The 25,320-nt window shown below is 53.2% G+C and carries 16 protein-coding genes; 9 read left to right on the top strand and 7 right to left on the bottom strand.

The genetic code is table 11. The features are described from left to right. Positions 1-261: 261 nt before the first annotated feature. From ACQ9LF_RS06620 to cobA, 4 genes are all read left to right on the top strand, one after another. On the top strand, positions 262-1,854 hold the full coding sequence (locus ACQ9LF_RS06620) for a glycoside hydrolase family 172 protein (RefSeq protein WP_462488590.1): 1,593 nt from the start codon (positions 262-264) through the stop codon (positions 1,852-1,854). A 205-nt stretch (positions 1,855-2,059) separates the two neighbouring features. After that, positions 2,060-3,340 carry a glutamyl-tRNA reductase gene (gene hemA, locus ACQ9LF_RS06615; RefSeq protein WP_462488589.1) on the top strand — a complete coding sequence of 427 codons (1,281 nt, stop codon included), beginning with the start codon at positions 2,060-2,062 and terminating at the stop codon, positions 3,338-3,340. Beyond that, positions 3,337-4,254 carry a hydroxymethylbilane synthase gene (gene hemC / locus ACQ9LF_RS06610; protein ID WP_462488588.1) on the top strand — a complete coding sequence of 306 codons (918 nt, stop codon included), beginning with the start codon at positions 3,337-3,339 and terminating at the stop codon, positions 4,252-4,254. Before hemA ends, hemC begins: the two co-directional genes overlap by 4 nt. Before the next feature lie 3 nt (positions 4,255-4,257). After that, positions 4,258-5,793 (top strand): uroporphyrinogen-III C-methyltransferase, encoded by a 1,536-nt coding sequence (cobA, locus tag ACQ9LF_RS06605; protein WP_462488587.1) that lies wholly within the window; start codon positions 4,258-4,260, stop codon positions 5,791-5,793. Positions 5,794-5,795: 2 nt separating this feature from the next. Here the strand turns inward: cobA and miaB are convergent, their stop codons facing one another. Continuing rightward, positions 5,796-7,181, bottom strand: coding sequence for a tRNA (N6-isopentenyl adenosine(37)-C2)-methylthiotransferase MiaB (gene miaB / locus ACQ9LF_RS06600; protein ID WP_462488586.1), 1,386 nt, complete (start codon positions 7,179-7,181; stop codon positions 5,796-5,798). A gap of 87 nt (positions 7,182-7,268) precedes the next feature. On the opposite strand from miaB, the gene ACQ9LF_RS06595 reads away from it, so the two are divergent. Continuing rightward, the gene (locus ACQ9LF_RS06595; RefSeq protein WP_462488585.1) at positions 7,269-8,177 is read left to right on the top strand and encodes a metallophosphoesterase; all 909 of its coding nucleotides are present in this window, start codon (positions 7,269-7,271) and stop codon (positions 8,175-8,177) included. Between the two features lie 22 nt (positions 8,178-8,199). Here the strand turns inward: ACQ9LF_RS06595 and ACQ9LF_RS06590 are convergent, their stop codons facing one another. The 6 genes from ACQ9LF_RS06590 to ACQ9LF_RS06565 all read right to left on the bottom strand — a co-directional run bounded on the left by ACQ9LF_RS06590 (position 8,200) and on the right by ACQ9LF_RS06565 (position 16,584). Next, the gene (locus ACQ9LF_RS06590) at positions 8,200-8,604 is read right to left on the bottom strand and encodes a LysM peptidoglycan-binding domain-containing protein (RefSeq protein WP_462488584.1); all 405 of its coding nucleotides are present in this window, start codon (positions 8,602-8,604) and stop codon (positions 8,200-8,202) included. Between the two features lie 132 nt (positions 8,605-8,736). Next, positions 8,737-12,372 (bottom strand): protein translocase subunit SecD, encoded by a 3,636-nt coding sequence (gene secD, locus ACQ9LF_RS06585; RefSeq protein ID WP_462488583.1) that lies wholly within the window; start codon positions 12,370-12,372, stop codon positions 8,737-8,739. A gap of 27 nt (positions 12,373-12,399) precedes the next feature. After that, positions 12,400-12,843, bottom strand: coding sequence for a preprotein translocase subunit YajC (gene yajC, locus ACQ9LF_RS06580; RefSeq protein WP_462488582.1), 444 nt, complete (start codon positions 12,841-12,843; stop codon positions 12,400-12,402). Then, positions 12,840-13,979, bottom strand: coding sequence for a tRNA guanosine(34) transglycosylase Tgt (gene tgt / locus ACQ9LF_RS06575; RefSeq protein WP_462488581.1), 1,140 nt, complete (start codon positions 13,977-13,979; stop codon positions 12,840-12,842). Before tgt ends, yajC begins: the two co-directional genes overlap by 4 nt. Beyond that, on the bottom strand, positions 13,976-15,232 hold the full coding sequence (locus tag ACQ9LF_RS06570; RefSeq protein WP_462488580.1) for a SpoIID/LytB domain-containing protein: 1,257 nt from the start codon (positions 15,230-15,232) through the stop codon (positions 13,976-13,978). The genes tgt and ACQ9LF_RS06570 overlap by 4 nt, the downstream gene beginning before the upstream one ends. Positions 15,233-15,282: 50 nt before the next feature. Continuing rightward, positions 15,283-16,584: a tetratricopeptide repeat protein gene (locus ACQ9LF_RS06565; RefSeq protein WP_462488579.1), complete on the bottom strand. Its 1,302-nt coding sequence runs from the start codon at positions 16,582-16,584 to the stop codon at positions 15,283-15,285. Positions 16,585-17,025: 441 nt separating this feature from the next. Between ACQ9LF_RS06565 and ACQ9LF_RS06560 the strand changes: the two genes are divergently transcribed. From ACQ9LF_RS06560 to ACQ9LF_RS06545, 4 genes are all read left to right on the top strand, one after another. Further along, positions 17,026-22,161: a lamin tail domain-containing protein gene (locus tag ACQ9LF_RS06560; RefSeq protein ID WP_462488578.1), complete on the top strand. Its 5,136-nt coding sequence runs from the start codon at positions 17,026-17,028 to the stop codon at positions 22,159-22,161. 64 nt (positions 22,162-22,225) lie between these two features. After that, entirely contained in the window at positions 22,226-23,245 is a 1,020-nt protein-coding gene (locus tag ACQ9LF_RS06555) for a cytochrome c biogenesis ResB family protein (RefSeq protein ID WP_462488577.1), read from the top strand. Beyond that, a complete protein-coding gene (locus ACQ9LF_RS06550; protein WP_462488576.1) occupies positions 23,236-24,054 on the top strand; it encodes a cytochrome c biogenesis protein in 819 nt (272 codons plus the stop codon). The genes ACQ9LF_RS06555 and ACQ9LF_RS06550 overlap by 10 nt, the downstream gene beginning before the upstream one ends. Positions 24,055-24,165: 111 nt before the next feature. Continuing rightward, the gene (locus ACQ9LF_RS06545; RefSeq protein WP_462488575.1) at positions 24,166-25,317 is read left to right on the top strand and encodes a DUF697 domain-containing protein; all 1,152 of its coding nucleotides are present in this window, start codon (positions 24,166-24,168) and stop codon (positions 25,315-25,317) included. Positions 25,318-25,320 lie beyond the last annotated feature (3 nt).

The following is a 25,320-nucleotide window of genomic DNA, read 5'->3' as shown; positions in this document are numbered from 1 at the left end:
TCAAATGTCTCAGTTTTTGAGGAAGGCATCACGATGAACCCCCATGTTTGTGTCTCCAAGCACATGTTGGATGTCTAATCGCTCAGTTTGAATTAAACAAGGAACATTATGTTTTGTCTTTCGCAACACAGGTTCTTTTCAACAACATACTTCCATACCGAAAGGCCGCATAATGTGACTGCTTTCTATTCTTTCCCTGGCAATTATGGATGAAAACCTGAATAAAAGATATAGATCGGCGGGTATTAAGGAGAGTCTCGGATGGGTACTTGTGCGAAGAATTATGCGGTTGGGGTCATCCTGAGTATGGTATGGATTAGCGGCCAGGCAGTTGCGTCGCTGGCCGAGCTTGCTGAGCCAAAGGATGGCCGGAGTATGCGGACGACCAGTACGCGGCGGTATGCCAAAGGCGAGGAAAACAACTATGACAATCAGAAGGTCAAACCGGGCGAAACCGTAGTTTTAATGGATGAGAAAGGGCCTGGCGTAATTACCCATATCTGGCTGACGTTTCTGGGGCCAGAACCCCAGGCCTGGGCCCCAAACGGTTCGGCCAGCCATCAGGATATGGTGATTCGCATGTACTGGGACGGGGCCAAAGAGCCTGCCGTCGAGGCGCCGGTTGGCGATTTTTTTGCCAATGCCTTCGGCAAACGCAGCGAGGTCATCAGTTTGCCGGTGATTGTTGAAGACGGCGATTCGTATAACTGTTTCTGGCACATGCCGTTCCGCAAGTCGGCCCGGATTGAAATTGAGAATCAGAATCCTGACAAGCCCATCAGCCTGCTGTATCACAATATCGACTGGATTAAAAAAGACCGCATCGACAAGGATACTCCGTATTTCTATGCCCGCTACCGCCAGGAATACCCTGTCGAGGGTGGCAAGGATTACGTGATTCTCGACACACAGGGCAAGGGGCATTATGTGGGGACCGTACTGAGCGTGCGGACTCGCAGTCCATCGTGGTTTGGGGAAGGCGACGAAAAGATTTATATCGACGGCGAGAAAAGTCCTTCCATCTGGGGCACGGGGACAGAGGATTATTTCTTGAGCGCCTGGGGGTTAAAAACCACCAGTACGCCGTATTTTGGCGTGCCTTATTTTGACCAGTGGGGCATTGTCGGTGGCCATACGAGCGCGTATCGCTGGCACATCCAGGACCCGATTGTCTTCCAGAAGGGCATCCGGGTGACGCTTGAGCATTACGGCTGGATATCTCCGGATGAGAATCCCGACTTCAAGACCACAAGCTGGAATGAGCGGCAGGATGATTATTCAAGTGTTGCATTCTGGTACCAGACCGGCAAACCCACGTTTAATCCCCCTCTGCCCACGGCCCAGCAGCGATGGCTTCCCTCACTGGACCTGCAAATCATCTATGCTGCAGAATTCACTGCTGACACATATCATGGCCCAGGAGCCGCAAGTGCTCAGGAACTGCCGGATTTATATCCTAAATCGCAGTTATTCTACAGTCCCACATCGCTGGATAATGGCTGGATTGAAATTCCTTTCAAGGTGGAAAAGAAACAACCGGTGCGTCTGCTGATTGTGGCGACCCAGGCGCCGGATTACGGGATTTATCAGGCCACGCTCAATGGTGTGAAAATCGGTCCCAGACTGGATTTCTATCATAAGGACATTCGTTCCCAAGAATATCACCTGCTGGATTTCTGGCCGGAGCCGGGAGACTATACTCTCCGGCTGGAGTGTGTCGGCAAGAATCATTTCTCGGAAGCGGCCAAATGCGGGATAGAGTCGGTCCGGCTTCGCCAGCGCCAGCCGCGGGTTACGCAATATGGGCATGAAAAAGATAAAAAATGGCAGGAAAATCCGACTTTGTACAATTGAGGAGCAAAATAATCTGTATTATGATTATCAGAAATCAGCGGGGTATTCCAGGCAGGTTGTAACTTTAATGAATCTATTTTTATCTGTATCAGTGGGCACCTTTGGTCAGTCCATTGCATCGTCAGGGTTTGTATGGTAGAGTAACCCCTTTGCGTGGTCTTAGCTGGTCGGTAAAGAATAGCCTCAACAGAAGATTTCGATCCAGATGCATTTTATCTGTTATAGTATTAATTTTCATACAGCGCCATTGGAAATAAGGGAGACAGTTTCGCTGGATTCTTCCCGGCAACGGGATTTCCTGGAGGTTCTTCGATCTGCCGAGGATGCAGTCGAAGCGATGGTGCTTTGCACCTGTAATCGTACTGAATTATATCTGAATTGTCCCAAAAAAGTCAAACCTGAAGCCATTGTCGAGAAGGCATTGTCTGTGGTCAAGCCCGAGGCGGTGGCAATCTGGCAAAGTTATTGCGACGTATTTGAGGACAAAGTCGCCATAGAACATCTATTTTCACTGGCTGCAGGTCTTGAATCGCAGATGCTGGGGGAAAACCAGATTGTGCATCAGCTCAAGGATGCCTATGCGCAGTCGATTGAGGCGGGAACCAGCCGGTTTTTTTTTCATAAGCTGATGCACTGTGCCTTTCGGGCGTCCAAAGCCGTCAGGCAGGGCACAGAGATTAGCTGCGGAGCGGTGTCGCTGAGTATGGCGGCGGTAGAGACGGTGCGGGCCAAATCCCGGCTGGAAGGGGCGAAGGTACTCTTGATTGGGGCAGGGGAAAATGCAGCATTAGTGGCCAGGTATCTGGCCAAGTCAGCACTCTGCCGCCTGACGATTATCAATCGTACGCTGGATTCGGCTATGCAGCTTGCTCAGACCATTCGAGGGGCTCAGGCCGCAGCACTGGCATGCCTGCCGGAATATTTGGCGGATGCGGATGTGGCGATCTTTTCCACGGCTTCACCGCATCCGGTTTTGACGGCCGAAGATGCGGGATATTATCTTTCTCAGCGGAGCAGTCCGCTGTTGATTATCGATCTGGCTGTGCCGCGGGATGTGGATCCGGCGGTGGGCAGTCTGGATCATGTCGAACTGATTAACATTGATCAGTTGAATGAGCAGGTTGAAAAGAACCGGGCCAATCGCAGTGTGTGGATTGAGCCGGCCCAGAAGATTGTTCGTCAGCATACCATGCGATTCATCCGCTGGCAGGAGTCGCTGGACACGGCGGCGGTGATTGCGGAGTTGACCGGCAGGATTTTGGGTGAGGCAGGCTCCTACGCCAAACGGAACCGCCGTTATTTTGCCAAAAGCGATCAACAGCGGCTGGAACAGTTTGCCGAAGGGCTGGCCCGAAAGCTGCTGCATGGGCCGATACAATATCTCAAAGAAGCCGATTCACCGCGTGCCCGGGGCGATAAAGCCCAGGCAGTTGAACTGATCCGAAAGCTGTTCCTGGATACCAAACGGCGGAGGAAGGGGCAATGACGGTTATGCGGATTGCCACACGCGGTTCGGCGCTGGCGCTGGCTCAGACAAAGCTGGTTGCGCGGATGCTGGAGGATAAACACCCCGGCCTGCACACGGAACTGGTTATTGTCAGTACGCGGGGGGATCAGGATGTCGAGCAGCCGCTGTGGAAGATGGAGGGGGTGGGGTTTTTCACGACGCAGCTGGAGCGGGCTTTGCTGGACGGCAGGGCGGATGTGGCGGTGCACAGTTATAAGGATTTGCCGACGGCGGATACGGCGGGATTGATGATCGCTGCCGTGCCCGTTCGGGAAAATCCGGCTGATTGTGTAGTCTCGCGGCTCAAGATTGGGTCGTTTATGCAGATTGCACCGTCGGCATTTGTCGGGACGTCCAGCTTGCGGCGACAGGCCCAGCTACTCAGGCTGCGTCCGGATTTGACTATCAAGCCCATTCGCGGCAATGTGAATACGCGGCTGCGAAAAATGGATGAGGGACAATATGATTTGCTGATTATGGCGGCGGCGGGTCTGTTGCGGTTAGGCTTGCAGGAACGCATTACGTTTATGTTGGAGCCCGATCGTTTTTTGCCCGCTCCGGCACAGGGTGCGTTGGCGGTGCAGGTTCGGGCTGATGATGCGGCGACGCGTATGGTTGTGGAAGCGATAGATGACAGGCAGACTCGTACGCTGGTGGAGGCGGAACGGATTGTGCTGCGGCGGCTGCATCCGGGCTGTCACGCGCCGGTTGGAGTGTATGCCCGCCGTGTGGGACAGCGGATTGTGATGTCAGCATTTGCGTCGCGGCCGGATGGGACGGATGAGCTGCGGTGTCAGGTCGAAGGTAACTTTGCGGCGGCCCAGGCGGTAGCTGAAGGGTTAGCAGAAAAAATGATTTCGGGTGGAGCGATAGACATTCTGGAGGAGGGCTAAACGATGAAAAAACCGTTGGTGTATCTGGTGGGAGCAGGGCCGGGCGATCCGGAGCTGATTACGCTTAAGGCTATCCGGTGTTTATCGGAAGCGGATTGTGTCATTTTCGATGGGCTGGCGAATGCAGATTTTCTGGAGTATGCGCCTGCGGCTGCCGAGAGAATTTCTGTTGCTAAACGCGGCGGACACGACAGCATCAAACAGGACCAGATCAATACACTGCTTGTGCAGAAAGCCCTGGAGGGCAAGACCGTGGTTCGTCTCAAAGGCGGCGATCCGACGCTGTTTGCCCGGGGCGGGGAAGAGGCCGCGGTGTTGTGTCAGGCAGGGATCGCATTTGAAATTGTGCCTGGTATTACGGCCGGGTTGGCCGCAGCGGAATACAGCGGGATTTTTCTGACCGACCGCAATACCAGTTCGCAGGTGGTGTTCGTGACCGGACATCCGTCGGCGGACAAGGCGTTTGATTCTATCGACTGGGACTATCTGGCACGGTTTGACGGCTCGATTGTGCTGTATATGGCCATGAGCAATCTGGCCCAGATTGCCGAGCGGCTGATTGCCGGCGGCAAACCCGCCAATATGCCCGCGGCGGTGATACAACATGCGACGCTGCCGGGGCAAAAAATGGTCAGAGGGCCGCTGGATAAGATTGATACGCTATGCAAAGCAGCGGGATTGTCGGCACCGGCGATTGTGATGATCGGCAACGCCGCCAAGAGTCCCGATGCATATAACTGGTTTATGTCACAGCCATTATTTGGAAAGACGGTTGTTGTTACCCGTGACCCGGCGGGCAATCGGCGTCTGGGCAAGCTGCTCAGCCAGCAGGCGGCCAGTGTGGTTCATTTTTCATGCATTGAGCTGCAGGGGCCTGTCGAAAGCCCGACACTGAAGAATGCCATCCGGGATTTGAACGATTACGACTGGGTCGTGTTTACCAGTTCGCACGGGGTCGATTTTACGATGGAATTGCTGACTCGATATCGTAAGGACAGCCGGGCATTGGGTTCTGCCAAAATTGCCTGCATTGGCAAACCGACGGCGGAGTCCCTTCTGCGATATGGTATTCGTGCGGATTTTGTGCCATCGGAATTCACCGGCAAGGCTCTGGCTGCAGAACTGGCCGGGCATTCGGACCTGCGGCGAAAGAATGTTCTGCTGCTGCGGTCGGGGGCGGCAACCGACGACCTTGCCGACAGCCTGCGGCAAAGCGGAGCGGCGGTGGAGGATATTCGGATTTACACCACAGTGACCAGACAGCAGACGCAGGAGGCAAAAGACCAGATGGCTGCGTTGATTGAGTCGGGCGGGGCGGACTGGATTACCTTCACGAGTTCATCGACGGTGCAGGGCTTTTTTGAACAGATTGATCAGACGCTGGTGAAAAACGCAGCGGTCAAAATCGCATCCATCGGCCCAGAGACGACACGGCAACTGCAGGCTCTCGACCTGACAATTCATCTGGAAGCCAACCCCCATACAGCCGCGGGCCTGGTACAATCGCTGGCAGCGTATTATTCTAAAATCGGAACATAGCATCAGGCCAGAGTCCCGAACAGCGTCAGTGCAGATGTTTTGCAAATACTGACTTTGACAAATTGTCCGGCCAGCGAGGCGGGGCCGTTAAAGACCACGATGTAATCATGGGCCGTACGGCCAATCAATTGCGGATTATCGTCTGAGTCGGCAGCATTCAGGTGAGCCTTTTTGCTTGGGCCTTCGACCAGTACTTCCAGTGTTTTTCCGACAAAGCGTTTGTTGTCCTCTTCGGCGATCTGATTGACGATTTCCAGCAATTCCATATTGCGCTGCTGTTTAACCTCATCGGCAATATCGTCAGCCAGATTCTGTTCGGCGCGGGTGCCCGGCCGTGGTGAATACTTGAAGATAAAGCAATTTTTGTAGCGTACCCGGCGAATCAGTTCGGCTGTGGCCTGATAGTCCTGATCTGTCTCGCCGGGAAAGCCGACGATGAAATCCCCTGCGATCGCGATATCGGGTACGGTGGCGCGGGCCTTGTCCATCAGGGCCAGATAATAGGCGGATGTATAGCCGCGATTCATTGCTTTCAAAATGCGGTCCGATCCGCTCTGAGCAGGAATATGGAGATACGGGCATACTTTAGGCAGATCGGCCATAACCTGAAGGATCGAATCATCAAAATACCCCGGGTGGCTGGTGATGAATCGAACCCAGTGCACGCCGGCGATGTCACTGACCTTTTCGAGCAGGTCGGCCAGCGTCCATATTTTATCTCCTTGTTCATAGCGATAGGCGTTAATGCTCTGACCCAGCAGCGTGATTTGCCGGATGCCGGCATCAGCCAGTTTTCGGGCCTGTTCCAGAATCATCTCGGGCGGACGTGAAATCTCAGGCCCGCGCACATAAGGCACAATACAGTAGGTGCAGAAGTTGTTACAGCCCCGCATGGCACGGATAAAGGCCTGCGATTTGATATGATTTTTGTCAGAATCATATTCCATCTCGAATTCATCGAGAATCTGCTGATGTTCGAGACTATCCGGCCGGCGGATCGATTCTGTGACGGCCAGGCGGCTGGTGTGTATCTCGATGGCTTCATCAATCAGGCGGGGAACCTCGGCCAGTTGGCCTGGGCCGGCGACGATATCCACGCTGTCATGGTTGAGCAATTCTTTCCCCATACGCTGAGCCATGCAGCCGATAACAGCTACCAGCAGAGACGGGCGGGTCTTTTTCAGGTGTTTGATATGCCCCAGATGAGACAAGACGCGGTCCTCGGCATGCTGACGGACCGAACAGGTATTGATGATGATGACATCGGCTTCCCCGGCCTTGTCGGTAGGTACGTAACCCCTGCTGGAAAGGGCATTAAAGAGCAGACCCGAATCCAGCTTGTTCATCTGGCAGCCAAAGTTTTTTAAATGAAATTTCCTTGAATTCATAGGGCGGCTACTATACCACAAATCTTTGTTTTTACAATTTACAATTCTCGGGTTTGGCCGTACAATTTCCCCTCTATACGATAGACTATGAAAGCAATCCATCCAAATCGAGAATTGATAGAACATGGCGGCAAGCACGCGGTCAAACGTGGCCTGCTGGGATTTATCCATTGGGAAAATTTCGACTTTCTTAATCCGGTTGTAGAATTTCTGGTCAAGGTTGTTGGGCTTTATGGACGAGGCTACCGCAATGCAACGGCTATTCGCCTGGAACAGGTGGTACTGAATTTGCCTCGGCTGCCGAGGGCTTTTGACGGATTTCGGTTATTGTGGGTATCGGATATCCATGTTGAACGGTTTGACCACCTGCCGGATTTGATTCTCAAGCTGATTGAACCACTGCAATACGATCTCTGTGTATTTGGGGGCGACAGTTGTTTTGAGCATTTTATTTCTGATAAGGCCTGCTGTCTGACGGAGCGACTTGCGGCCGGGCTGGTGAAAAAATCGCCGGTATTGGGGATTTTGGGCAATCATGATTTTTATCAAATTGCCCAGATACTGGATTCGCTGGGTGTGAAAATGCTATTAAATGATAACCTGGCGATTGAACGTGATGGGCAAAAACTGTGGTTTGCGGGGGTGGATGATTGTCACTATTTTTTGGCAGATGATATCCGACAGGCATGTCACGGCATTCCGGAGGATGCCTGTAAAATTCTGCTGTCCCATTCGCCGGAACTGTATCGGCAGGCCGAGAAGGCGGGCTTTGATGTGTGTCTTTCGGGGCATACCCACGGCGGACAAATCTGCCTGCCGGGGGGGATTTCGGTGATTTCCAGTGCCTCGGTACCGCGACGCATTCGACGGGGACTGTGGCGTGAAAACAACATGCTGGGCTATACCTGTCGGGGGACGGCAGCCAGCGGAGCGGCGGTGCGTTTTAATTGTCCGGCGGAAATTACTCTGTTTACCCTGTCGGGCCGATGTTGTTAGCAATCGAATTATGAGCAGGACTCTATTTGGGCGGGATTTTTAAACGCATTCCGGGTTTGAGTTGCTCGGGTTTTTGAAGACTATCCTGATTGGCATCCAGAATTTTTTGCCATTGTGAGAAATTGCCGTAATATTGGGCAGCTATGGAACCGAGGGTTTCACCGGGCTGGACAATATGGATTTGAGGCTGATTGTCCAGCGAAGAAGTGTTTTGTTGCGGCGTCGGTAAAGAGGGGCTGGCCGGGTTCAGGGGGGGCACTGGAGCGGGGACGGATTGTACTGTTTGCGGAGCGGGATTGGTGGGTTCGGTTTCAAATTGCTTGAACCGCCGCTGCTGGGGACTATCCGAAAATAGAGCAAACAAAATCCACCCAACCAAAACAATACCGGCTCCTGCCAGCATTCCAATTTTCAAATCCTTTTGCATCGTATATCCTGTTGTCCGGTCCTGTTCTGTTGCCAATGTAAAATGTAAAAGGTCCCAGCGGATTATTCAACAAAAAAAGCCGGGATGTTCACGACATCCCGGCTGGGCTATTGAAGCAAGTAAAAGATGTCTTTATTCGGTTTTTTTGGAGCTTCCGGTAATCAGAATGGGAGCTGCAATCGCGACGGATGAGTAGGTCCCGATGAGGATACCAAACAGCATCACGAAGTTGAATCCGCGGAATCCCGAGCCGCCCCAGACATACATCACAAAGACCGCGATGAACGTGGCAAACGATGTCAAAATGGTTCGGGCGAGGGTCTGGTTAATACTGTCGTTGATAATCTGGGCCGTCGGCAGAACATTCTTGCCGCGATTTTCACGGATACGGTCAAAGACCACGATGGTATCGTTGACCGAATAACCAATCAGGGTCAGGAACGCTGCGATCAGTTCGAGGTTGATCTTGAAATCTTCTATCAGCAGTGCTCTGCCAAAGACGGTTTCGGAGATATAGGTGCAGGAGACCACGACGCCCAGCGTGATTAACACGTCATGGATCAGGGCTACCACTGCCGCAAAGCCATACCGAGCGGTACCAAACCGCACCCACAGATAACCAATCATGCCCACAAACGACAGCAGCATGGCAATCAGGGCCCGGGTCTTGGCCTCGGAACCGACGGATGCATCAATTTGCGTAACCCGGGACAGGGTGCTTTCCAGCGAGCCGGCGGCGATCAGTTTGGACTTTTCATTTTCAACATAGCTGGTCCATTCCGTATCACTGAATTCACGGAAACCCGCTTCCGGGTGCACACTGACAAAGACAAACCCGGTGATCTTGTCTTCCGGCGCCAGAGCGGCCAGGTCGGTGCTGAGCAGTCTGTAGTTATACCACTTGATATTCTGCATATCCGGCTTGAAGCGAATTTCATTGATACGAGATGCAATATCGGCTGCGGTGGTTTCACTGCCCAGCTTGCAGACGATTTTAATGCCGCCCAGGAAGTCATTCAATTCTCCGTTGGACTCACCGATTTTTTCAACCGAGACGATTTCCGGATTGAGGTTTTCCTGGACCGCCAGGTAATCGGCAAAAGCTTCGCGGACGGCATTGGTTACCACTTCGTCCACATGCAGTTCAGACACCGTTCCGTTTTGTCCGAGAGCTTCCATCAGAACCTGTTTGACCATCGATGCATTGACACGGGAGGTTACGATTTCGAATGTCGTTGCATTTTTGGGGGTAATATTCAGCTTGGACAAAACAAACTGCTGGGTGTCTTCGGCCTGGTGAATGGCTTTCGCCAGAGAATCCACGGTCTGGCCGGGCTGATTCATGGTTATGATCGCAGTGGTGCGATTGGTTTCGGTGGTGGTGATTTCGAACTGCCGTCCGGTGTCGCCGACACTGTTAATGCGGGCGGCTTTGAGCGGCGAATCGCCGACATGCTTTTTGAAGATTTCTTCCACTTTGCTGCGATCAAAACCCGTGCCTTCTTTCAGGTCGATCTGCACGCTGGTGCCGCCGGTGAACTCGATGTCATACTTGCTGTTGACCGATTCATCGCGGGTAAAGAACGCAATCATACCCAGCACAATGAGCGAGCCGGAAACAACAAAGAATACCGGCCGCATCCTCATCCAGTTGATATTGATCTTCTGGAACAGCCCCAGCATCTTGAGGTCCTTGGTCAGCAGGCCCCGGCTGGTCAGGAAGTCAAAAATCAGCCGTGTAACAAACAGGGCCGTGAACATACTCCATGCGATACCGATCATCAGCACGAGAGCAAAGCCCTTGATTTCTTCCGAGGCCACCAGATACAGAATCAAGGCGGTCAGGAAGGTCGTCAGGTTCGAGTCGAAGATGGTCGTGAAGGCACGTGAATACCCGTTGGCAATGGCTGCCCGCAGCGATGAGCCGCGCCGCAGTTCTTCACGGATACGCTCGAAAATCAGCACGTTGGCGTCCACGCTCATTCCGATAGTCAGCACCATACCGGCGATACCACCCATGGTGAAGGTGGCCCGCAGCATGGACATGGTTCCCAGCACAAACAACACGTTGAGGACCAGTGCGATGTCGGCGATGGCGCCCCCCAGCAGATAATACAGCATCATGAAGACAGCGGTGGCGATCAGAGCGACTTTGCCGGACAGAAGACCGCGATCCTTGTTGTCAGCACCGACAGCCGGGCCGATGGTCTTTTCCGAAATCGGCAATTCCGAAAGGCGGGCCGGGAACGAACCGGCGTTGAGCTTGTTGACCATGTCTTCGACGTCGGTCTGGCTGAATTTGCCGGTGATAATGCCAGATGAACTGATGGCGCTGTTGATATTCGGGGCAGAAATGGCAATGTTGTCCAGCAGAATGCACAGCGGTCGCTGCAGGTTGGCGCTGGTCAGACGATAAAACATATTGGATGCCACTTCGTCAAACACAAAACCGATGGCACGTCGTCCCTGGTCGTCCACGGTCGGATAGGCTCGTTTGAGTTTCCAGGCCTTGTCGCTGCGAACCATCTTTTCGTTATCGAGGTTGCTGGCCAGCACATACAGCTTGTCACCAAACTGTTCGACGATGCCGCCTTGCCAGGTGGTCGGATCTTCAACCTCGCACCAGATATACTGGGCGGTGGAAGCCCCTTTGGGGCCTTTGGTCTTCAGGGCTTCACGCTGGGCTGCGGCATCCACGCCGGAATCACCGGGTGTCGGCAGAATGCGGAATTCCAGTACACCGGAGCCCTTGAGCATCCGCTTGAGGTCTTCGGGGTCATCCAGTCTGCCGCCAACTTTGGCATAGGTATCATAGGCTGCAACCACGTTGCGAATCGCTGTGGCGCGGGAAGGAAATTTCTCCTGCAGTGTTTTGAGCATCTCGGCCCGCTGGCTGGATTTAGCGGGCATCTCAAGAATCTGACGAAGAGTGTCAATATTCAGGTTAATCGTGCTCAGTTTGGCGACCGCCGCATCCCACTTGGCGTTCAGACCGGTTTCTTCTGCGGTCAATTCATTGACAACAGAGGCCCATTCCTGATACAGGTCCAGGTACTGGTCAATCATTGGCAGGAATTCTTCAGCTTTGGTGGTAACCCCCGCCGGCAGGGCGTTTTTGAGATAATCTTGAATCTGGGTCTTGCGTGCCTCGGGAGCGGCTTTGGCCCAGGTCTGAACCTGGTATTCCAGTCCGCTTTCGGGAAGCCCCATTTCAGTCATCTGCTTTTTGATCGTGTCCAGCTTGGCGGCCAGATCATCGCGTTCGGCCTGCTTGTTGCTTCGCAGGTCATACACCGAGGTCAATTCATCGATAATCTGCTTGCGCTCCGGGGAATCCTTGGAGAATTTGGCCAGTTCAGCATCGCGGGTTTGGGCCGGAAGACTCAGGGCACGTTTAATCTGAAGCAGGTTGATGTTTTCACTTTCCAGCTTCATCAGCGCTTCTTCGTAAGCCTTGCGCTTGGTAATCGTGTCGCGGCTGGAGACCGGCAGCTGAATTTCGATGCGGGTATCCCCCTGAGGACGCATGACAATGTTGGCTACATGGGTCGGGTCAATGCGTTTAAGCAGAATCGGAATCATCTTTTCAGCCAGCCCGCGGCGGTCCGCCGGAGACAGGTCGCTGGCGTCAATTTCATAAATCAGGCTGGTGCCCCCGGCCAGGTCCAGACCCTGTTTGAGTTTTTCCGAAGGCGGATAGACGTAAATCCCCGCCACTGCAATCAGAAACGCTACCAGTGCTGCCTTCCAAAGCAAATCCTTATACATAGTCGGTTTCCTGAAAAATAGTGCTTGTTATTGATTTTTCTTCTCGTCGGTTAATACCTGGGCGACAGCCGAAGGTATAATACGTATTTTGGTGTTGTTGGCTTCATCGATTTTCAGAACGATTTCGTCATCCCGAACATCGATAATGGTGCCCAGGATGCCGCCGATGGTGCGGACCCGATCATTTTTCTTGAGACTGGCTACCATTTTCTGCTGTTCCTGCTGACGTTTCTTGGGGGCGCGAAACAGCATGAAATACATCAGCACAAACAGGAAGACCATCAGCATTATCTGCGGCCAGACGCTTTGAGGCTTGACAGGCTGTGCCGGGGGGGTCGTTCCCGAGGTCTGGGTGGTGGTTGTTGTTGCCGGGACCTCTCCGGCGGGGGCGGCCTGCTCCATGGTGATGACAGTGCCGTCCTGCGAGTTGCCCGGGGTCTGGGCTTCAGCGATCATCCAGTACATACTCATTGTTCTATTCCTTCCACGTATGAGGTTGATTTTTCTTTATAGTTCGCAATAAATTCGGCAGACCAGTCGGCAAACGTGCTGTCTTCAATCCGCCGGCGTATGTCATGCATCAGACGCTGGTAATAAGTAATATTATGCAGCGACAACAAAATCGGGCCTAACATCTCCCCGACATTGAAAAAGTGTCGTATCGTACCCTTGCTGAAATGCTGACAGCAATAGCACGGGCAGCCTGCCTCCACCGGCGACGTATCTTTCAGAAAGGCGCTGTTGCGAAGCCGAATCGGACCGCTGGCGGTAAAGGCAAAGGCATTTCTGCCGTTTCGTGTCGGCAGAACACAATCAAACATATCGATACCTGCCCGGACGGCTGCGACAATATCGGCCGGCATTCCCACCCCCATCAGGTAGCGGGCCTTGTCAGCCGGCAGCAGAGGGGCGGTGAAATTGACCGTCTCAATCATCTGATCATGGCTTTCACCGACACTCAGGCCCCCGAGAGCATATCCATCGAAGTCCATCGCGATTAGTTTTTCGGCACAATCCCGACGCAAATTCAGGTCCAATCCGCCCTGGACAATCCCAAACAGTAGCTGACTGGGATTGCGGTGAGCCTCTTTGCACTGTCCGGCCCAGCGAATCGTGCGTTCGACGGCCTCTGCCAGCCGTTTCGACTCGCAGGGATAGGGGGTGCATTCGTCAAAACACATGATAATATCGGCCCCGAGCCGGTTTTGGGCGACAGTCGCGACAGTGGCGTCGATATAAAGCCTTGCCCCGTCAATATGGCTGGCAAACTCCACGCCGTCCTGCCCGATGCGGTTAAGGGTGCTCAGCGAAAACACCTGAAAACCGCCGCTATCGGTCAAAATCGGGCCGTTCCAGTTCATCAGGGCGTGCAAACCGCCAAGGGCTTCGACCACCTCAACCCCCGGACGTATCAGCATATGATAAGTATTCGCCAGGATGATGCTGCTGCCGGTCTGGGCCAGATGGGCCGGGGTAATCCCTTTTACGGCGCCGCGCGTCCCCACCGGCATAAAAACCGGGGTACGCACCTGTCCATGGGCCGTGGTCAGCAGCCCCAGACGGGCATGAGTTCGATGGTCGTTTTTGACTAATTCAAATCGTTTCATTGCAAATCCGGCAATGTTGTTATCTGGGCGCCGGGATAGTACCAGCTTAAAATCTCTCTGACAGTTTTGCCCTGACGGGCCATATTTTCCGCTCCCGTCTGGCACAGTCCGACGCCATGGCCGAAGCCGCGGCCATCAGAAAACGTGTACAAGACTCCCTGCCGGGTCATCGTAAAAAGGGTGCTTTTGAGCTTCATTCCGCTGGAATCCAGCGCCAGGCGGAAATCTTCGCCTCGGAGAAAATCCTTTTTTCCATTTTTTCCAAAGACCGAAACGCCCACCACCCGGCCGATCTGTCCGAATCGAACCACCTCGACAGAGGTAATTTCGTCCAGTTTTTCAGCCATCCCGGGATACCGTGAAAACAATTTGAGCTGGATTTCGGGCAGCGTATATTGAACCGGTCCCCAGTTCCAAAACTGCTGGCGAGCGATCGCTTCGCAATACGGACATGGCACTCCGCCAAGCGGAGCAAATGTGTCTCCGAACACATTGCGACTGTCTTCGGTATGACCGCCGCAGGTGGAACTATAATAGGCTGGGAATACCGCATGGATGTCATTCCCGCCGTAAGTCAACACCTGGTTTTTTGTCGCCTCCACAGCCTGTCGAACCGTTGCTGTTTCGGCGGCAAGACCCCGATAGACCTGGTTCGCCTGGGTGGTGGTTACATCCCAGGAGCGATTCCGGCCAAAGCGGGACTTGACATACAACGCATAAGTCCGAGCGGTAATGGCCTGAGCCTGCAGGGCCTGCGGTTCCCAGTAACTGTACATTTCTGCGCCAACCACACCCAGCAGATACGATTCCAGCGGGACATGATTAACGACGCTAAAGCCGTTGGGGTCCTCTCCTGTGGAAAGAATCAGATTGCCCCGATACCCCTGTCCATCAATGAAACAGAGATAAGGGGGACGCGGACAGATCGTTACCGGGCTGTCCATGTGAACATCACCCACATACATTTTGCCGTCTTGAAGACGAATCCGGACCGGCTCGCTCGTGTCGGAAAAGCCCGCCTGGACTCCGCGGGATTCATCGACTGCGGTAAATCCGTCAGGGGCGCTGACGACACACTCTGTTCGATTGCCAAAGAGCAAAACCCGCATCCATTGTTCCGATGGTTCGGACATATCGGATGTGGGCCGTATGGGTTCCCGTTTCGCACATCCGCCCTGAAGCAGGGCAAAGACGATAATGGCCCACAGTGCCGTATTACCGTATGCTGCGGGCCAGGGTCTGTTTAACGCCAACAATGACATTCCTTCCTGAATGCCGCACAAACTCGGACGGTCCGACCGTGTTAGTCCAGCTTTCGCAGGCTCAGGCCGAACGTTGCCAGTTTTTCCTTGATCTCATTGAGGCTGGTGACGCCGAAATTCTTGCATCCCAGCAGTTCCGCCTCAGTCTTGTTGACCAGGTCGTAAAAAAACTTGACGCCCAGCTTGGCCAGGGCCCGGCGGGCCCGAACCGACAGCTCCAGCTCATCCACGGATTTATTAAGCAGCTCTGGGCTGGCTCCGCTGATGTCCTCGGTTGCTGACGCGGGAGCCACAGGGCCGGCTTTCTGTTCCAGTGCCATACCAAGGCGAAGGCCTTTGCTGTCCAGGATTTTTTTGATTTCCTGCAGAGAGGTCTCTCCAAAGTTCTTATAGGATAACAGTTCGGCTTCCGTGGTTCGAAGCAGGTCGCCGAGGGTGGAGATATTCATCTTTTTCAGGCAATTACGGCTGCGCACCGACAGCTCAAAATCGGAAATGGGTATTTCCAGAATCTTGTTCTGACGATCCTTGCGTTTTTCGCGTTCTTCATCATAAATCATCGTTTGCGAGCTGGCGATGTCTTTTTTGAACAGGGCGGCTTTGGCATGGTTGGGATGCGAATTCAGTACAGCGTTGACGCACTGCATGGCTTTTTGATAGTCTTCTCGATCTTCGTACAAAACCGCCAGGTTCAGCAGGGCATTGACATGCGACGGAAGAATTTGCGTGGCCTTCTTGTAATAGTCCATCGCAACGTCTTCCTCGCCGCGTAGATCATGGGTGTAGCCCAGCTGGAACACTGCCTGCACATGATTGGGGTCGAGGTTAATAGCAATCTGATAATTGTCCGCTGCCTCGTCGTACTGCCCCAGCGCGTCCTGAAGACGCCCCAGCTGATAATGATACTCCGCACTGACATTCTGGAAGTTGACGCAGGCTTTAATTTCCTTTTGGGCCTCGTCAAACTGCCCGGCACGACGATAGGTTTCGGCTTTTTCCATCGCAACGGTCAGCGACTCGGCCTGCTGTTTTTTGGCGGACTCAAACAGTTCGATGGCTTTATCATAATTGCCCTGGGACCGGTATAAACAACCCAGGGCCAGGCTTTTCTGGACACAGTCCTTGGCCTTCTTAAGCAATTCTTCGGCCTGGCTGTAGCTGCCGCAAAGCCACAAAGCGATGCCTGCGGCCAGAGGATTGGAACTGCTCTCCAGGGCTTTCTGCCGGATGGCGTCTCTGGTGCGATCGCTGGAATTGACGAACGCAGAGAGCTTTTTAATCTGCTCAAACGACGGCAAATCCTTGCCAAACAATTCCGTCTGGAGTTCCGCTGTTGTTACCATATTCGGTTGTGCTCCTGTTTACTTGTACTGGGCAGCTGGCAGACAATGTCTGACCCGAGCCGGCCTGAATTCTCTTATTTGATTAGATTTCCTCTACAGAATCCCGAAAAGCCGGGATAAGTGGGACATTATACGAACCTGACGAATCTTTGCAAATTTTTTTTAACACCCCCCGGCATTCAGACGTTCATTAATAGGATGCGTGAAGATTTGACCCCGAATAGAGTCGATTATTGGGAACAGACCCATGAAACGCAACAATTCGACCCCAATGGGAAGGTGTCTATGAAATATCATATAGCATGCTTTGTTTGTCTTGTTACTGCCTCTGCGATCAGCTCTGCAAATTTCCGAGCCTATAACGACTGTATTCGTGGATCAGGCGATATGACGGCTGCCAATGTGACAAACTGGACGGTATATAACGGATTTACGTCCAATATGTCCGGTAAATTGGTGGATTTCAATACAGGTCTGGAGACTCCGGTGACGGCAACCTTTTCCTGGAACAGTGCAGCGGGTCTGCGAACCAGCGAGGTCAGCGGGAGTGCAGACGGTGAATCTCAACCCAGGCCCGGCACGCCAGCCTATGAAGTGTTTGGAGGAATAGTAGACTATTCATATCGCCTTGTTTATTATGGGAATACCGGCTGGTTTGTGGAAATCGAATTTACAGGTCTTAATCCATCCAAAAAGTACTCATTTGTCACCACAGCCATTCGCGGAGCCAATTATCCGGACCGATTAACCCTTTTTACCCTCTCCGGCCATCTCAGTGCAGTGAATAATAGCTCCGATGGAATTTATCTGAAAAACGGAAACCAATCGGTTTTAAGAGCGGGTGGAAATCATTTGGATACAACGGGTTATGTTGTTCGGTGGGATGATATTTTTGTTGCTGATAATGGCGATGGCACCGGCAGCTTCAAAGTCCGTGCCGAAGCCTATACATCCTATGGATACCCTTTTGGCGGCTTTATGCTGGAGGAACTGGATTCCGGGCTTAATACTGCACCGCAGGTTGTTATTGATCCTGAAATTACAATTCAATGGCCCAAACACTATCTGACCTTGTCAGCCCAGGTCACCGATGATGGAATTGGACAGCCAGAAGGCTTTTTGTCCACCCACTGGTCGCTGGTTTCCGGCCCGCAGCCAGTTGAATTCTGCACTCCCGAGCAAGCTTCGACCCAAGTTATCTTTCCGGCTCCAGGACAATATCAACTGCAAATCAAAGCCACTGATGGTTTATTAGAAACGACGGCTGTGACCACAATCACTATTCTTGAGCCGGTATGTCCGGTAGGGGACATTGACGGGGATTGCAGAGTCAGTTTGTCTGATTTTATGTGGTTATCGGACCTCTGGCTGTCAGAGACACCGCAACAGGCAGATTTGGATGGAAATGAGCAGGCCAATCTTTTGGATCTGAGCCTGGTTTGTCAGAGCTGGCTGGAGGACTGGACCGGGTCAGTGACGGTTACGCTGTTACCCCTGGAGGTTGCAGGGAGCGGGGCAACCTGGCGACTGGATCAGGGTCAATGGAATCCATCCGGATATATTTTGTCTTCTGTTCCAGAGGGGACACATCAGATTGAGTATTCAGTTGTCACCGGATGGGTGAGTCCTGAACCGCAAGCGGTTGAGGTGGTCCGCGGCCAGAATACATCGCTTTCGGCGACATACACTGAAATCCCTCCAGAATCCGTAGTTATTAACGAATTCATGGCCGTCAATTCCAATGTCAGCAATTTAAAACCTGTACCCTCGGTTAATATCTATACCATCATTGGGGGAGAAGTCTCTTATGATGACTGGATTGAGCTTTACAATCAAACCGATACTGCGGTAGACCTGGCCGGCTGGTATCTGAGCGATGACCCAGCCAATCTAACCCAATGGCAATTCCCGGCAGGCACAACCATTGCGGGCAAGGGATATCTGGTGGTTTATGCATCCAAGAAAGATCCGCTCAAATATGGCTACCCGTTTATCGATGATTTGGGCAGACTGCATACCAATTTTGAGTTGGCTTCCAAGGGTTATTTAGCTCTTGTTGGGCCGGATGGACACATAGAATATGAATATCGGAATTATCCCAAACAGAGAGGCTTTGTGACCTATGGTCTGACCTCCGACGGACGGGTTGGCTATCTGACCGGTGCCACCCCCAATGCTGCCAACACCGGCATCTATGAAGGCGAAGTTGCCGATACCAAATTCAGTGTTGGCCGGGGTTTTTATGATCAGCCCCAGACGGTGTATCTGAGTTGTGCCACGCCGTCGGCTGTCATTCGTTATACTACGGATAGCTCGATTCCGACAGAGAACCATGGATTGATTTATGACCCGGCCAATCCCATTGTCATTACGACGACCACCTGTCTTCGGGCAGCGGCTTTCAAACCCGGGTGGCTGGCGTCCAATGTGGATACGCAAACCTATCTTTTCCTCAACGATGTCATTCGGCAGGCGACCAATCCGAGCACCGGAGCTCAGGTTGTTCCCGCGGGTTATCCAGCCTTATGGGTCAGCAATTACAATGGTGCTACCGTAACCGGGGATTATCAAATGGACCCGGATGTGGTCAATTCAACAGCCTACTCAGCCACCATCAAAGAGGATTTAAAATCGATTCCCACGGTTTCGGTGGTTGTACCAGTGGAGCAGCTTTTCGGAACGTATGGGATTTATGTGGACCAGTCTCAGGATGGCACCGAACGAGCCGGCTCGGTGGAACTGCTTGATCCCAGTGGCAATGAGATGTTTACTATCGGTTGTGGTGTCAAGATGCAGGGGGGCGTGGGCAACGTCACCGGAGATCCCGGCGGAACCACGCTGAATCGCTGGAAGTGCTATAAGTTATCCTTCCGCCTGGTATTTCGCGGCGTTTATGGCGGCCAGTTAGACTACCCGTTATTCGGCCCTGACGCGGCGGACAGCTATGATACGGTTGTCTTGGATTCTCGTCCGCAAAACAGTTGGCTGCATTCGACGGAGATTCAGCGAATACGGGGGGAATATGTCCGTGACCAGGTTGCTTCCAATCTCCAGCTTGCCCTGGGCGGGTATGCCTGTCATGGCCGTCCGGTGCATCTGTATCTTAATGGTCTGTACTGGGGTTTGTACTGGCTGCATGAGCGGCCGGACGACTCCTTTGCAGCATCCTATCTGGGGGGAGACAAAGAAGATTACGATGTGATCAAGCATGATTATGAAAATGTCATCTGCGGCAGCAACACGGATTATATTGCCATGTTCAACCTGTCGGCAACGTCTCCCAATACGGTTGCGGCGTTTGAGGCTCTCAAGGGAAAACTGGATGTGGCGGACTTTATGGATTATCTGCTGGCCAATTATTATCTGGGCAATGGCGACTGGGACGGGAAAAACTGGTATGCCTCACACAATCGCTTTGATCCGGCGGGCCGCTGGCGCTGGCACATGTGGGATGCGGAACATGTGATGGATGACGGTTCCATGACGGTTGTCAATGCGACGACCAAGAACACTCCTATGGCTCCGACGGGCCTTCATCAGAAGTGGATTGCGAGCAATCCTGAATACCGAACGCTGTTTGGCGACCGTGTACACAAGCATTTCTTCCATAATGGCGCACTGGTTGCGGGCAATTTTGCCGCATTATTTACGAATCTGACCAATCAGATCGACCGGGCCATTGTGGGTGAGTCTGCCCGCTGGGGTGATAACCGCCGTGCCGCAACGCCCTATACGCGCGACAATGAATGGCTTACCGAAGTCAATCGCCTGCTGAATCAGTTTATTCCCACCCGACGTGATGTCGTGCTGGCACAGTTTACCGGAAAAAGTCCGGCCTGGTATCCGACGGTTACGGCGCCGGAGTTTCGCATTAATGATGTCACTCAGTATGGCGGAGATATCTCCGTGCCGTCGAGCCTGTCTTTGTCGATATCCTCCGACGAAGTATGGTTCACGCTGGACGGATCCGATCCGCGTCAGGCCGGCGGAGCGGTCAGCCCTTCGGCGATACGCTATCTGGGACAAGCGATTACGCTGGATAAATCAGTTCAGGCCAAAGCCCGTGCCCGCACGTCAGGGGGGAGCTGGAGTGCCCTGGCCGATGCGGTCTTTGCGGCCGGTCCGGTGCGGGACAATCTTCGGATTACGGAGATGATGTATCATCCAGTGGATGCCAATCTCGAATACATCGAATTAAAAAACATTGGGTCTGTGTCATTGAATCTTAACCTGGTGCGGTTTACCAAAGGTATCCGCCAAACCTTTGGCGATGTGTCAGTCGATGCGGGCGGTCTTGTACTGCTGGTCAGGAATCAAGCCGTGTTTGAATCGCATTATACGCAGATTCCAGCGGGTGTTCCCGTAATTCAGTGGCAGGAAGGTTCGCTGGATAACGCCGGAGAAAAAATAGAGCTTCAGGATGCTCTGGGACGCATCATCTTGTCATTTGACTATAAAGATTCCTGGCATCCGCTGACCGATGGTGATGGTTTCTCGCTGACGATTCTTGATCCTGCCAATCCTGATAGGACGCTGTGGGGGCAAAAGGCCGGCTGGCGTCCCAGCGTGTTTGCCGGAGGTTCTCCCGGAACCGATGAAGTCGGCCTGGCTCCCGGAAGCATCGTGATTAACGAGCTTCTGGCCCATTCCGACAATGAAAATCCGGACTGGATTGAATTCTATAATACGACCAGCCAGGATATTTCCCTGGGCGGCTGGTATCTGACCGACGATGCAGCGAATCCGACCAAATACCGCATTCCGGACAATACTTCGATTCGTGCTCATGATTATCTGGTATTGTATGAAAATACGGATTTCGGTTCCGCGTTTGCCCTCAGCGAAAACGGCGAAACTGTGATTTTGTCGGCGACCCTGGACGGGCAGATGACTGGTTTTCAGGTTGTGCAGGATTTTGACGCATCCGAACGCAATGTGTCCCTGGGCCGATATATCAAAAGTACCGGCGGAATGGATTTTGTGGCGATGGCTTTGCAGACGCCGGGTGGCGAGAATTCTCCGCCCAGGGTGGGGTCAGTGGTCATTACAGAGCTTCAGTACAATCCTTCTGCAGATAATAGCGGAGATGAATATATTGAGCTGCGAAATATCTCCGGTTCAGCGGTGATGCTGCAGGATGCGGTCAAGACCGAAATTGCTCCCGGTGTGTATCAGACCGATGTTGTGCCGTGGAAGTTTACCGAGGGAATTGACTATACCTTCCCGATGGATACGACAATTCCGGCCGGCGGTATCCTTATTATCGCCAGGAATCCCAGTGCGTTTACGGCGTATTACGGCGGACAGATGCCTGCGGGTACCGTTGTGTTAGGTCCGTTTGCCAATGATACCAACCTGAGCAATGGCGGTGAAAAAGTGCGTTTGTGTCGGGCGGGTGACCAGCTTTTGGGCAAACCTCGCAACTATATTCGAATCGATCAGGTCAATTATGATGATGAGTCTCCCTGGCCGGTCGGTGCCGACGGACAGGGCCAGAGTCTGACGCGGGTTAACCCGGCTGCTTACGGCAATGATGTGGGCAACTGGACTGCCGCGGCGCCCTCTGCGGGGTGGTAATCCTGCAAAAGGTTGGCAAAAAAAGAGTGTTCAGACGGGGACCTGTGTGGTATAGTCCCCGCCTATGAAGAATTGGATTTATCATCTGGGTCTGGCGGCCATTGCGGTATTGTGCCTGCTGAGCATTTTCGGCGCGTTTCTCGGTGCCGAGAATGCCCGGGCTTTTTTTAATTCCATTCCGCTGGCGGGCTGGTGGATCGGCTTCACAATTCTGCTGGTGATGTCGATTGCTGCTTTTCGTGCTCTGCACCAACGGTCCATGCTGTTTTTGGTGCATGCCGGATGTGTGCTGATTCTGTTGGGGGGCTTATGGGGCTCACGTGCGGGCCAGAAAATGACGTCCTCCGTGCTGGGCAGGCCCTGGATCGAACCCTGCTATTTGAAGTTGTACCCTGGCCGGCAATCCTCAACAGCTTACCGGGCAACCGATGGACAACCTCTGGATTTAGGCTTTTCGGTTGCCTTAAATGATTTCCAGATACACTATTATGACAATCCGACGACGCTGCTTGTGATTCAGTCTGAACTGGGGCAATGGCAAATTCCGCCTGCAAAAGGGGCGGAATATCTGTTGTCAGCCCGGGCCGGCTCCGTGCGGGTGCTGGAGACGTTTTCGAATCTTAAGATTCGCATGGAAAACGGAAAGCCCGTCGCTTCCGAAGGTCCGGCGGTCGAATCCAACCCTGCCTGGCTGCTGGAATTTGTCAGCCCGGATGGCAAGGCGACTCAGCAGTTTGTGTTTGAAAAATTCGCAGGCCACGCCATGCCAGGTTATCCATTTCTGGTGATGCCTCAGAAGCGGGGGATGGTTCGCGATTATATCAGCGATGTGCAGATTTTTCGTGATGGCCAGCGGGTTGCAGCTAAACAGATCGAAGTCAATGATCCGCTGCATTATGCGGGTTTTCATATTTATCAGGATTCGTATGGTCAGGATGAAAGGGGACAATATGCTGTGCTGCAGGTCGTTCCAGACCAGGGCGTGAATCTGGTCTTTGGCGGATATGGGCTGCTGACGATTGGGCTGGTGGTTCATTTCACACGCAAAGTGAATCATCATCGGAGGCCTGGCCGATGCACGTGAAATATTCCAGTGAAGGCCTGCTGATTTATGCAATGATGGGGGTCGTCGCGATGGGGCTGGTGCTCAGACTGATTGGTAAAAAACAGGCCTCGGTGTTTGCGGCATGTCTTGCCTGCCTGGTTGGTCTGAGTGCCTGGACTCTGCGATGGATTGTGGTTGACCATATTCCGATGCAGAATATGTTTGAGGTGTTTTTGACCCTTGGTGTTTTTATGCTGCCGGTGGGGCTGGCAGCCCGGCGGTTTACCGGCATTGACCATCCGTCTGACGGACTGGGGGATTTTATCCTGACACTGATCCTGCTGTGTCCGGCGGGTTTTGTCTTTTCTGATGCACCGCAGAAACTGCCGCCTGCCTTGCAAAGCCCGCTGTTTGGACCGCATGTGGCGGTCTATATGCTGTCGTATGTGCTGATGGCCAAAGCGGCATTACAGGCCGGAATGGGTTTATATGATCACGCCCGCAGTGCCAAACCATCCCGCGGGCAATGGTCCTGCCAAGACCATGAACTGTCGGCGTATCTGCTGGTGTGTCTGGGATTTCCACTGCTGAGCCTGGGATTGTTTCTGGGCAGTGTATGGGGCAAACTGGCCTGGGGTGACTGGTGGGGCTGGGATCCCAAGGAACTCTGGTCGCTGGCCTGCTGGCTGATGTACGTGTTTTATTTCCACTGGCGGTATCTGTATAAACAAAAAATGCCGCGAACCAACTGCCTTTATGTCATTCTGGGATTTGTTTTTATCCTGATTACGCTGCTGTGGGTGAATCTGTCAAATCTGTTTAAGGGGATGCATAATTACGCCTCCTGAGGCGCGGGACGGGCGGAATTGACCTGCAAGGCGATATGTGATACAATAACGCGGATGTCCGTGTGCTGATACTCAGATCGGGAAAACGTGTCTGACACGAAAGGCGAGTGTATGCTGAGTGATTTTTTACGAACCGTCAAGGCCTGCGTTGTGTTTTTTGGTCTGCTGCTAAGCCTGTTTGCGATTTTCGAACTGCTGCGGATGTTTCAAACCCTGTATTCTATTCATCCGGCGGCCGGCTATGTGTTTCTGGGGATATTGGCCGGCGGGTTCATCTGGCTTGTTGTCTGGTTTTTCCGTATCCTCGGCAACAGTCCGCGGGCTTTGATACCACCTGCAACGGTAGATATTGAGCAGGCCGATCTCAGGCAGCTTCGCCGCTGGGCCCGATACCAGCTGCGTTTCCTGCAGCGGCTGACGCAAAATCCATTTTTAAATGAGCCGATGCGAGCGCAAATCCAGGCGGAATTGGATCGTCTTACCCCGGCATTCAGCCAAACACGTGAATTTGAGCGGATGCATCAGCTGGTTTTGACGACGGAGGAAAAAACCATTCTTCCGGCGCTGGATATGCTGGACCGTCAGGCCGCTCGTCAGGTCCGCGATTGTGTCCGCGATGTAATGCTGGGGGTGACGCTGAGTCCTTATAAATCCGCTGACATTTTTATCGTCTTGTATCGCAATGTGCTGATGGCCGGACGGATTATCCAGACCTATAACACCCGGCCTGCCCTGGGGCAGACGATTCGTATCGGAATCGATATTCTGAATATTGTGGCCACTGTGAATTATATCAATATGGGCAAAAATCTGATTGAGGCGCTGGCCTCGAAACTGCCCGGTGTGGGGCGTCTGACCGACGATATTGCCCAGGGAATCGGAGCCGGATTTATGACGTCCATCGCAGGCCATGCCGCCATGGATCGCTGCCGGGCGTTCCGACGATGGAATCCGCAGGCGGCCAAGGCGGGACTGTTGAATCGCGTGGGGGATTTCTATGCGGATGTCCGCGATATCTTCTTTTCGGACGTGTGGGAATTTGTCAAGGTTCGTTCCAGCCAGGCGACCGACCAGGCCAGGGATGCCATCGGTCAGGCTCTTGACCAGACGGCCAGGACGCTGACGGAATGTGTGCGGATTCCCGTGCGGGCGGTTGCGGCAACCAGCCAGTCGGTGGCAGAGACGACCGTCGCAGGGACCAGGGTGATCCGGCACTGGTTCTCTCGCAGCAAGTCGCCACGGCCTCCGGAGCAAAAAGGCTGAGTT

The sequence above is a fragment of the Anaeroglomus insulsum genome, from assembly GCF_050689095.1.
GTDB lineage: Bacteria > Planctomycetota > Phycisphaerae > Sedimentisphaerales > Anaerohalosphaeraceae > Anaeroglomus > Anaeroglomus insulsum.
This window is presented reverse-complemented; position numbering and strand designations above follow the sequence as displayed.